Origin of the sequence: Spirillospora sp. NPDC049024 (genome assembly GCF_040649235.1) — a bacterium.
In the GTDB taxonomy this organism is placed as follows: Bacteria; Actinomycetota; Actinomycetes; order Streptosporangiales; family Streptosporangiaceae; genus Spirillospora.
This window is the reverse complement of the sequence record NZ_JBEZFD010000006.1, coordinates 290237-299705: the sequence shown is the minus strand read 5'-3', so window position 1 is coordinate 299705 and position 9469 is coordinate 290237. Positions and strand designations below refer to the sequence as shown.

Below are 9469 nucleotides of genomic sequence, written 5' to 3'. Positions count from 1 at the left end.
GCTCCCGGCACGCCGCGGGTCTGCGGCGCTCAGATCATCGAGCGCATCGGGCCCTGGGGCGGCTCGATGTCCAGCTCCGTCAGGGCGGAGACGTGGTAGACCGAGCCCGGGACGTGGATGGCGTGGGCGAGGCCGACGTGCGCGTCCCGCCAGAACCGCTGGATCGGGTTGTCGTTGCGCATCGCGTTGCCGCCGGACCGGACGACGATCTCGTTCATCGCCTGCACCGCCCGCCACGCCGCGCGGACCTGGGTGCGGCGCCCGGCGGCGCGCTCGGCGAACGTCGGCTCGTGCCCGGCGGCGACCATGTCGTACATGCGCGAGCAGTTGTCGAGCAGCGCGGTGCGGGACGCCTTGATCTCCTCGGCGGCCTCGCTGATCGCGTACAGCACGTACGGGTCGTCCTTGATCTTCGTGCCGGTGATCTGGACGCGGTTGCGCTGGTAGGCCAGGTGGTGGTGCAGCGCGCCCTCGGCGATGCCGATCACCGCGGAGGTGATGCCGAGCGGGAACACGCAGGAGAACGGCATCAGGTAGGACGGGTTGGTCAGCCCCGCCTCGCGCGGCGCCGACCCGTCCACGACCTTGGAGTACTCCAGCGTCCGGTACGTCGGGACGAACGCGTCCTTGACGATGATGTCCTTGCTGCCGGTGCCCTTCAGCCCGGCGACGTCCCAGGAGTCCTCGACGATCTGGTAGTCCGAGCGGGGCAGGATCATGTGCAGCGACCGCGGCGGCTGCGCCATCTTGCCCTCGTCGTCGCCCAGCATCGCGCCGAGGAAGATCCAGTCGCAGTGGTCGGTGCCGGAGGAGAACTGCCAGCGGCCGTTGAAGACGTAGCCGCCGTCGACCGGCCGGGCGATGCCCATCGGCGCGTACGGGGACGCGATCCAGGTGTCGGGGTCCTCGCCCCAGATCTCCTCGCGCACCTTCGGGTCGGCGTAGGCCATCTCCCACGGGTGGACGCCGACGATGCCGGCGATCCAGCCGGTGGAGCCGTCCAGGGAGGCGATCCCCATCACCGTCTCGGCGAACTCGCGCGGGTGGACCTCCAGCCCGCCGTGCGCCTCCGGCTGCAGCAGCCGGATGACGCCCGCGTCGCGCAGGATCCGCGCCGCCTTGTCGTCGAGCCTGCCGAGCGCCTCGTTGGCGGGGCCGAGCTCGCGGATCTGCTCCGCCCTCTCCATGATCGTGTCAAGCACGCGGTTGGCCATCGCCTGTCTCCCGTATGTGTCGTCAGCCGTCGTAAGTGATCTTCAGCCGGTCGGTGACCGGCCTCGCCTGACAGGCGAGGATGAGGCCGTCGGCGAGATCCTGCTCGTCGAGGACCGTGTTGGCGTCCAGGGTGACCTCGCCCTCCAGCGCCACGCAGGCGCACGCAGAGCAGGAGCCCTCCCGGCAGGAGAACGGGGCGTCCACCCCGGCGCGCAGCAGCGCGTCGAGGAGCCGCTCCGACTTCGGCCACGGCACCGTGCGGGTCTCGCCGTCCATCTCGACCTCGATCTCCCCCGCGTCGCCGTCCTCCGCCTGCTCCTCCGGCGCGTCGGGCTCCTCGAACGGGTCGCCCTCAAGGGAGAAGAACCGCTCGACGTGCACCCGCGCGCCGAGGCCGGCGAGCGTCTCGGAGACCAGGTCCATGAAGATCTCGGGCCCGCACACGTACGCGGAGCGGCCGGAGTAGGGGCCCGCCAGGGACCGGACGGCGGCGGCCGTCGGCAGCCCCTGCACCGACTCCAGCAGGTGGAGGACGGTGAGCCTGTCCGGGTACCGCTCGGTCAGCTCCCTCAGCTCGTCGGCGAAGATGACCGACCGCTCGTCGCGGTTGGCGTAGAGCAGCGCCACCTTCGCGGAGCCGCCCGCCAGGCACGACTTGAGGATCGACATGACCGGGGTGATGCCGCTGCCGCCCGCGACGAGCAGCAGGTCCTCGTCCAGCGAGGGCGGCGTGAACGTCCCCGCCGGGCGCAGCACCTCCAGGACGTCGCCCGCCGTGACGTTGTCGCAGATCCAGTTGGACCCGAGACCGCCCGCGACCCGCTTCACCGTCACCTTGAGCCGGTCGTCGGTGAGCGGTGAGCTGCACAGCGAGTAGCAGCGCGCGGCCCAGCCCCCCTCGGCCGGCACCCGGACGGTGAGGAACTGCCCGGGACGGTAGGTGAACCGGCCCCGGTCGCCCTCGGCGGGTTCGAGGACGAGCGAGTGGGCGTCGGCCGTCTCGTGGACGACCTCCACCACCCGCGCCTTCAGTGCCGTCATGAGCTTTCCGCGGCCTTCCCGGCGGGCGTGCCCGCGGCGTGCAGGGCCGCGATGTAGCCGAACACGATGGCCGGGCCGATCGTGGCGCCCGGGCCCGCGTACTCGTTGCCCATCACCGACGCCGACGAGTTCCCCGTCACGTACAGGCCCTCGATGACCGAGCCGTCCTCGCGCAGGACGCGGGCGTGCTCGTCGGAGACGAGGCCGCCCTTGGTGCCGAGGTCGCCGACCTCCATCCGGAACGCGTGGTACGGCCCGCCCTCGATCACGTCGAGGTTGGGGTTCTTCAGGTTCGGGTCGCCGTAGTAGCGGTCGTAGGCGGAGTCGCCGCGGCCGAACTCGGGGTCCTTGCCCTCGCGCGCGTACCTGTTGAACGTTTCGACGGTCTCGGTCAGCGCGTCCGCCGGCACGCCGATCTTGCCGGCGAGCTCGGCGAGGGTGTCCGCCTTGAACGCGATGCCGGCCTCGTAGAACGCCTTCGGGATCGGCGCGCCGGGCAGGATCTGCGCGAACGGGTAGCGCGCCCGCGCCTTGGCGTCCATCACGAACCAGCAGGGGACGTGCCCGCCCTCAAGCTGGTCGTGGACGAAGTTGACGTACGGGGCCGACTCGTTGGTGAACCGCTTCCCGTCCTGGGAGACGATGACCGACCTCGGGATGCACCGCTCGGACAGCAGCGGGATCGTCGCCCCCGCCGGGTGCCGGACGGCGGGCATCCACCAGGCGTCGTCCATCAGGTCCAGTGCCGCGCCGACGCCCTCACCGGCGCGGATGCCGTCGCCGGTGTTCTCGCGGGCGCCCATCGCGAAGTCCTCCTGGCCGCCCTTCGGGAGGTACTTGTCGCGCATCTCCTGGTTGTGGTCGAAGCCGCCCGTCGCGAGCAGGACGCCCTTGCGCCCCCGGACGCGCAGCGTCTCGCCGTCCCGCCGGACGACGACGCCGGTGACGCGGCCGTCCTCGACGACCAGCTCGGTCATGGGGGTCTTCAGCCAGAGCGGGACGCCGGCGTCCTTCAGCGCCATCCGCAGCCGCGCGGCGAGCGCCCGGCCGCCCGTCGCCATGTGGCGGCGGCGGACCATGTTGGACGACACGCGCCACGCGGCGACCAGCGACGCGCGCCGGCCCGTCCAGGTGCGCTTGGCCATCGCGAGGTCGTGGTAGTCCTTCGCGGTGATCCACAGGCCGAGCGGGCCCTTCATGCTGTTCGGCCGCTGGTACCGCTCGTCCTCGCCGAGCTTGCGGGTGTCGAACGGCTTGGCCTCGATGGACCGGCCGAGCGGCCGCCCGCCCTCGTACTCGGGGTGGTAGTCGGCGTAGCCCTTCGTCCAGAAGAACCGCATCCACTTGCTCTTGCACAGCAGCTCCATGGCGGCGGGCCCGTGGTCGACGAACGCGTCCAGCCGCGCCGCCGGGACGCGCCCCTCGGTGAGCCGGTCCAGGTAGGCGCGGATCGACTCGCGGCTGTCGTCGTGCCCGCGGGCCTTCAGCGTCGGGTTGTTGGGGATCCAGATCCCGCCGCCGGAGATCGCGGTGGAGCCGCCGAACTTCTTGCCCTTCTCCACGATCAGCGCCGAGAGCCCGGCGTCGTGCGCGGTCAGCGCGGCGGTCATCCCGCCGCCGCCGCTGCCGACGATGACGAGGTCGTACTCGTGGTCCCAGCCGCTCCCGGGCTTCGTGCCGCCGTCGCTCATTCCTCGTCCTTCCGGGTCAGGAACGCCAGCACGGCGCTCTCCCAGGCGGACTTCTGCTCGATCATCACCCAGTGCCCGCAGTTGGGGAAGATGTTCACCTGGACGTCGGGGATCGTGCGCATCGGCACGAGCACCATGTCGACGGGACTGACCCGGTCGTCGCGGCCCCAGGTGATGAGGGTCTTGGCCTTGAGCTTGTGGAGCATCGCCCAGTAGGGCGGCTCGTTCGAGGCGGCCATCGCCTTGGCGCGGGCCGCCATCGCCTTCGACCCGTACATGCGGCGGGCGCTCGCGAGGGTGTCGGGGTCGGTGGCCTGCCGCCAGCGCTCCTCGATCATCTCCTCGGTGACGATCCGCGGGTCGTACACCATCGAGTTCAGCCACCGGACGAGGCCCTCGCGGGTCGGGTCGTCGGTGAACTCGGCCAGCAGCCTGATCCCCTCGCCCGGCGCGGGGCTGAAGACGCTGGTCCCGATCCCGCCGATGGTGACCAGCCGCCCGACGCGGCCCGGATGCCGGATCGCCACCTGCGCCGCGACGATGCCGCCCATGGAGTTGCCGACCACGTCGACCCGGTCGAGGCCGAGGCCGTCCAGGAACCGGACAACGGCGCCGCCGGCGGCCATCATCGGGTGCTCGTCGGTCGGGTCGCTGACCCCGAAGCCGGGGAACTCCAGGACCAGGCAGCGGAAGTGCTCGGCGAACCGGGCGAGGTTGCCGCGGTAGTTGCGCCAGCCGGTGACGCCGGGACCGGAGCCGTGCAGCATCAGCAGCGGCGGGCCCTCACCGGCCTCGTGGTAGCGCAGGACGCCCTGGTCGGTGGCGAGCTCGCGCAACGTCGACTCGTAGGTCAGCTCCGCAGGCATGATCTCCCAGTCCTTCGACGGTGGCTTGTCCGGAACGTAATCGGCGGGGCGGCGCGGTCACGCCGTGGATCCCGATCAGCGGGACGCGGGTCCCAGGGCGGCTCCGCGGGGCCGCCGGGGCGCCCGCTTCCACTCATCGGGATCGCGGGGAGTGGCCGCGGCGGAGCGTGCCTACGTTCGAGCCCACCGGCCGCCGCTTGACCGGTGCCGGGTGGGTACCCCTTAGTGGAAATACCGCATAGTTGACCCGACCGACCGCACGCTCGCAGCCCCGAGGTGAACACATGCCAGCCGAGCCAGCGCTCACCCCCCTGCACGACGCCGACGCGAACGACTGGCAGGCGGACGCCGCCGCGGCGGCGCCGGAGCCGGCGGACTTCCGCAAGGCCATGGCGGAGTTCGCCACGGGCGTCACCGTCGTCACCGCCCTCGACGGCGGCGAGCCGGTCGGGTTCGCCTGCCAGTCGTTCGCGTCGGTGTCGCTGGACCCCCCGCTGATCCTCTTCTGCGCCGACAAGCGCGGCCGGTCGTGGCCGCGGATCCGCTCGGCGGGGCGGTTCTGCGTGAACGTGCTCGCCGAGGAGCAGCGCGAGCTGTGCGAGCGGTTCGGGTCGAGCCGGGGCACCAAGTTCGAGGGCCTGGACTGGGAGGTGTCGCGGTGGGGCGCCCCCGCCCTGCCGGACGTCCTGCTCGCGGTCCACTGCGTCGTGCACGACGTGCACGAGGCCGGCGACCACGAGGTGGTGATCGGGCGGGTCCTCGCGGTGGACCGGCACGAGGTGGTCGACGGCGCGTGGCGGCGCCCGATGGTGTTCTTCCGCAGCCGGTTCGGCGTCGGCGAGCCGGACGCGCCGATCGCCCCCGACCCGTGGGGCATCGGCGACCGGTGGGGCTGGGGCTGAGGTCTTCGGGCCGGCCGTCACATCGGGTCCGCCCGTCACATCCAGTCGCCGCGGCCGTCGACCGCGAGCAGCCGGTTCATGGTCTCCGGTGACCAGCTGGTCTCCTCGCCGGTCCGGACGGCGCGCCGGGTGCGCCCGCCGGGGCGTCCCGCGCGGGAGCCCGGGGCCGAGCCGGGGAACAGGATCTGCGACGCCTCGCGGGCGGCGGTGACGACCAGCGGCGCGACGTTCTCCAGGGGCGCCCGGATGTCGCCGGCCAGCGAGATGCCCGCGACCGGCCCCTCGGCGCCGCGGATCGCCGCGGCGACGCAGGCGATGCCCGGGTAGGACTCGCCGCGCTCGAACGCCAGGCCGCGGCGCTGCCGGATGCGGTGCAGCTCCTGGTGGAGCGTGCCCAGCTCGCCGATCGTGCGGCTGGTGAACCGGCTGATGCCCGAGCCGAGCAGCGCGTCCACCTGCTCCGGCTCCAGCCAGGCCAGCATCGCCTTGCCGAGCGCGGTGCAGTGCGCCGGGGCGCGGCCGCCGACCCGCGACGGGACGGAGGTGGCGAGCCGCCCGCCGAGCTTGTCCAGGTAGAAGACCTCGGCGCCGTCCAGGACGGCCAGGTGCGCGACGAGCCCGGTGGTGACCTGCAGCTCGTGCAGCAGCGGCGCGGCCGCCTCGCGGATCTTGCCGTGCCCGCCGTCCTGCCCGCCGAGGCCGAGGGCGCGCTGGCCGAGGCCGTAGCCGAACGAGTGGTGCGCGAGCCAGCGCTGCTTGACGAGCTGGTCCAGGATCCGGTGCGCCGTCGAGCGCGGCAGCCGGGTGCGGCGGGCCACGTCCTCCAGGGTCAGCCGGGCGGTCGGTCCGTTGAACGCGTCGAGGATCAGCGTCATCCGCTCGATCATCGACGGCGGCGACTCCCGGCGCGCGTTCGCCGTCGTCATGACGCCCCGCCGCGTCATCGACTCCGGCGCGGTCATGGCCTCCGGCGTCGCTGCCTCCGGCGTCATGGCCTCGGTCATCGCACCTCCCAGAACATGACTGAAATGAATTCTTGTTACCTGGAATGTAGCAACCGCTTGCTCTCAACGGAAGAGGTGACGTAAGACCAGGTCAGCCGGAGCATACGAGACGGGGACCGCGGCCCAGGTCGTGCCGGGGGCCGTGATAGAACGTTTTTCTGCCAACGAGGGGAGCAGCGATGCGTGTCGGGATCGTCACGCCGGTGGCGGCCCAGCCGCCCGGCCATGCCGCCTGGGAGCGGGACGCGGGCGTCGAGGAGATCGGCCTGATCGCCGCGACCGCCGACCGGCTCGGCTACCACCACCTGACGTGCAGCGAGCACGTCGCCGTCCCGGCCGAGGCCGCCGAGCAGCGCGGCGGCGTCTACTGGGACCCGCTCGCGACCTTCGGGTACCTCGCCGCCCGGACGTCCCGGATCCGGCTCGCCACGCAGGTGCTCGTGCTCGGCTACCACCACCCGCTCGCCATCGCCAAGCGCTACGGCACGCTCGACCGGATCAGCGGCGGGCGGCTCACGCTCGGCCTCGGCGTCGGCAGCCTGGAGGAGGAGTTCGACCTGCTGGGCGCGCCGTTCGCCGACCGAGGGGCGCGCGCCGACGACGCGCTGGCCGCGCTCCGGGCGTCCCTGTCGCGGCGGACGCCGGAGTACCGCGGCGAGTACTACGCCTACTCGGGGCTGGTGGTGGAGCCGCACGCCGTCCAGGAGCGCGTGCCGCTGTGGATCGGCGGCCGCTCCGGCCGCTCCCTGCGCCGCGCGCTGACCGCCGACGGCTGGGTCCCGTTCGGCCTGCCGCTGCGCACGCTCGCCGGGATGCTCGCGGACGCCGACGTGCCGCCCGGCTTCGACGTGGTCCTCGCGCCGACGCGCCCGCTGGACCCGATCGGCGCGCCGGACGCGTCCGGGACGGCGCTCGCCCGGCTGCGCGAGGCGGGCGCGACGATCGCCGGCGTCCGGATGGAGTCTCGTTCGGCCGCGCACTACTGCGAGCAGCTCGCCGCCCTCCGCGCGCTGGCCGCCGACTACGACCTGGTCTTCGGGGAGGAATCGTGAGCGTCGAAGCCCGCCTGGCCGCCCTCGAGGAGCGTCTGCGCGCTCTGGAGGACGAGCGCGAGATCACCCGGCTGATCCTGTCGTACGGCCCGCTGGTCGACAGCGGCTGCGCGTCCGAGGTCGCCGCGCTGTGGGAGCCGGACGGCGTCTACGACGTCGACGAGCTGATGATGGCCGGCCGCCCGGAGATCGAGGCGATGGTCCGCTCCGACGGCCACCAGCGGTGGATCTCCGGCGGGTGCGCGCACGTCGTCGGGCCGCCGCACGTCACCGTCTCCGGCGACGAGGCCACCGCCGTCGGCTACACCCTCATGATCGTCAAGCGGCCGGACGGCTTCGTCCTGCGCCGCGCGACCGCCAACCACTGGCGCCTGCGCCGCACCGCGTCCGGCTGGCGCGCCGTCACCCGCACCAACCGCGTCCTCGACGGCCGCGAGGAGTCCCCCGACCTGCTCGCCTCCCACTTCCCGGGCGCCGTCCGCCACCGCTGACCGCCCCGGAGGGAAGCCGCTTTACCCGCCCGGCGATGACATCATGCAGTAGTATTCCGATTACTTAGAGCAGGGGTTCCGAAGCTCCGCTCGAGCCGTACTCGAGCTTGATCGAACATACTTTCGACAGACCCGGAGAGGTGGCGGGCTTGAGCCGCGGACATACACTGGTCGACGTGACGGCTCCTGCGCCCCTTCGCGGTCCGGCGGCGGCCATCGCCTACCTGCTGGCGTCCGCCCGAGCCCACGGCATGCGCGTGAACCGCACCAAGCTCACCAAGCTCCTCTACCTGGCCGATCTGCGAGCCGTCGAGCACGGCCTGCCGCCGGGCTCCGGCGTGGAGTGGAGATGGCGGCACTACGGGCCGCACAGCCTCCGCCTCAAGGAGATCGAGCGCGACCTGCAAGACGCCGGGCACGTGCAGGTCGAAGGGACCGTCGATCCCTTCACCGGGAACTGCGAGTACACCATCCACCTGATGGACGCCCCGCAGACCGTCGTCGACGCCGCGTTCACCAGGATCGTGGACAGCGTCCTCGACGATTTCGGCGACTGGTCCGCAAGCCAGCTCCGCGACCTCACGTACCAGACGCCCCCCATGCAGGAGGCCGCGAAGCGCGGCAAGCGCGAGGTGCGGCTCGACCTCTCCGGCGGGGCGCCCTTCCCGGACCTCGGCCCAGGGCTCGCCCACCTGCGCGACTGGGCCGCGCGCAACCCCCTCCCCGCGGACGAGCCGGGCGGCACCGACGACCTCGCCGAGGAACTGGACGACCTCGCCGAGCACCGGGCCGACGCCACACGGCGCTACCTGGACGAGTGATGCCCGGCCCTTACCTGGCCGGCGGCATCTACCTCGTCCCCGACAAGACGCTGCGCCTCATTCCCGAGGAGGGCAGGGAGGTCCACGACGAGCGCCGTCCCGTGGTGGTGGTCACCGGCGGCGAGACCAACGGTGACGCCGACTGGCCCTTCGTCCTCATCTGTCCCGTCTCCGGCTCGACACGGCGCCGCACCCGTTTCGACGTGCAGCTCTCCAAGGGCCAGGGCGGCGCCACCAAGAAGTGCTGGATCCGCGTCCCCGCCGTCCAACCGCTCATGAAGGACGTTCTGGAAGATCGTACGGGCGTCCTGGACGAGGACCTGCTGACCCAGGTCCAGGGACGGCTCGCGCAGTATCTCGGGCTGCTCGGCTGATAAGGGGCGAGC

The 9469-nt window shown here is 72.4% G+C and carries 10 protein-coding genes; 5 read left to right on the top strand and 5 right to left on the bottom strand.

Annotation, left to right across the window (positions count from 1 at the left end; genetic code table 11):
* Positions 1-29: 29 nt before the first annotated feature.
* The 4 genes from AB0C21_RS13940 to AB0C21_RS13925 are packed head-to-tail and all read right to left on the bottom strand — an operon-like array spanning position 30 to position 4813.
* A complete protein-coding gene (locus AB0C21_RS13940) occupies positions 30-1214 on the bottom strand; it encodes an acyl-CoA dehydrogenase family protein (RefSeq protein WP_500204360.1) in 1185 nt (394 codons plus the stop codon).
* Positions 1215-1236: 22 nt separating this feature from the next.
* Positions 1237-2256: a 2Fe-2S iron-sulfur cluster-binding protein gene (locus AB0C21_RS13935; protein WP_500204359.1), complete on the bottom strand. Its 1020-nt coding sequence runs from the start codon at positions 2254-2256 to the stop codon at positions 1237-1239.
* Positions 2253-3947, bottom strand: coding sequence for an FAD-binding protein (locus AB0C21_RS13930; RefSeq protein ID WP_500204358.1), 1695 nt, complete (start codon positions 3945-3947; stop codon positions 2253-2255). The genes AB0C21_RS13935 and AB0C21_RS13930 overlap by 4 nt, the downstream gene beginning before the upstream one ends.
* Positions 3944-4813 (bottom strand): alpha/beta fold hydrolase, encoded by an 870-nt coding sequence (locus AB0C21_RS13925; protein WP_500204357.1) that lies wholly within the window; start codon positions 4811-4813, stop codon positions 3944-3946. Before AB0C21_RS13925 ends, AB0C21_RS13930 begins: the two co-directional genes overlap by 4 nt.
* A 284-nt stretch (positions 4814-5097) precedes the next feature.
* Here AB0C21_RS13925 and AB0C21_RS13920 point away from each other — a divergent pair, with 284 nt between their 5' ends.
* Complete coding sequence (locus AB0C21_RS13920; RefSeq protein ID WP_500204356.1) at positions 5098-5715, top strand: flavin reductase family protein; 618 nt, start codon at positions 5098-5100, stop codon at positions 5713-5715.
* A gap of 35 nt (positions 5716-5750) precedes the next feature.
* On the opposite strand, the gene AB0C21_RS13915 is transcribed toward AB0C21_RS13920, so the two are convergent.
* Entirely contained in the window at positions 5751-6719 is a 969-nt protein-coding gene (locus AB0C21_RS13915; protein WP_500204355.1) for an IclR family transcriptional regulator, read from the bottom strand.
* Positions 6720-6898: 179 nt separating this feature from the next.
* Here AB0C21_RS13915 and AB0C21_RS13910 point away from each other — a divergent pair, with 179 nt between their 5' ends.
* The 4 genes from AB0C21_RS13910 to AB0C21_RS13895 all read left to right on the top strand — a co-directional run bounded on the left by AB0C21_RS13910 (position 6899) and on the right by AB0C21_RS13895 (position 9457).
* Positions 6899-7771, top strand: a complete 873-nt coding sequence (locus AB0C21_RS13910; RefSeq protein WP_500204354.1) for a TIGR03619 family F420-dependent LLM class oxidoreductase — start codon at positions 6899-6901, stop codon at positions 7769-7771.
* Positions 7768-8262: a nuclear transport factor 2 family protein gene (locus AB0C21_RS13905; protein WP_500204353.1), complete on the top strand. Its 495-nt coding sequence runs from the start codon at positions 7768-7770 to the stop codon at positions 8260-8262. Before AB0C21_RS13910 ends, AB0C21_RS13905 begins: the two co-directional genes overlap by 4 nt.
* 176 nt (positions 8263-8438) lie before the next feature.
* Entirely contained in the window at positions 8439-9083 is a 645-nt protein-coding gene (locus AB0C21_RS13900; protein ID WP_353817451.1) for a type II toxin-antitoxin system antitoxin SocA domain-containing protein, read from the top strand.
* Complete coding sequence (locus tag AB0C21_RS13895; protein ID WP_160161077.1) at positions 9083-9457, top strand: type II toxin-antitoxin system PemK/MazF family toxin; 375 nt, start codon at positions 9083-9085, stop codon at positions 9455-9457. The genes AB0C21_RS13900 and AB0C21_RS13895 overlap by 1 nt, the downstream gene beginning before the upstream one ends.
* Positions 9458-9469 lie beyond the last annotated feature (12 nt).

Bases quoted from the DNA above. Each gene is read 5' to 3' on its own strand.
- AB0C21_RS13895 (WP_160161077.1), top strand. From the start codon at position 9,083: ATGCCCGGCCCTTACCTGGCCGGCGGCATCTACCTCGTCCCCGACAAG.
- AB0C21_RS13930 (WP_500204358.1), bottom strand. From the start codon at position 3,947: ATGAGCGACGGCGGCACGAAGCCCGGGAGCGGCTGGGACCACGAGTAC.
- AB0C21_RS13915 (WP_500204355.1), bottom strand. From the start codon at position 6,719: ATGACCGAGGCCATGACGCCGGAGGCAGCGACGCCGGAGGCCATGACC.
- AB0C21_RS13925 (WP_500204357.1), bottom strand. From the start codon at position 4,813: ATGCCTGCGGAGCTGACCTACGAGTCGACGTTGCGCGAGCTCGCCACC.
- AB0C21_RS13920 (WP_500204356.1), top strand. From the start codon at position 5,098: ATGCCAGCCGAGCCAGCGCTCACCCCCCTGCACGACGCCGACGCGAAC.
- AB0C21_RS13910 (WP_500204354.1), top strand. From the start codon at position 6,899: ATGCGTGTCGGGATCGTCACGCCGGTGGCGGCCCAGCCGCCCGGCCAT.
- AB0C21_RS13935 (WP_500204359.1), bottom strand. From the start codon at position 2,256: ATGACGGCACTGAAGGCGCGGGTGGTGGAGGTCGTCCACGAGACGGCC.
- AB0C21_RS13940 (WP_500204360.1), bottom strand. From the start codon at position 1,214: ATGGCCAACCGCGTGCTTGACACGATCATGGAGAGGGCGGAGCAGATC.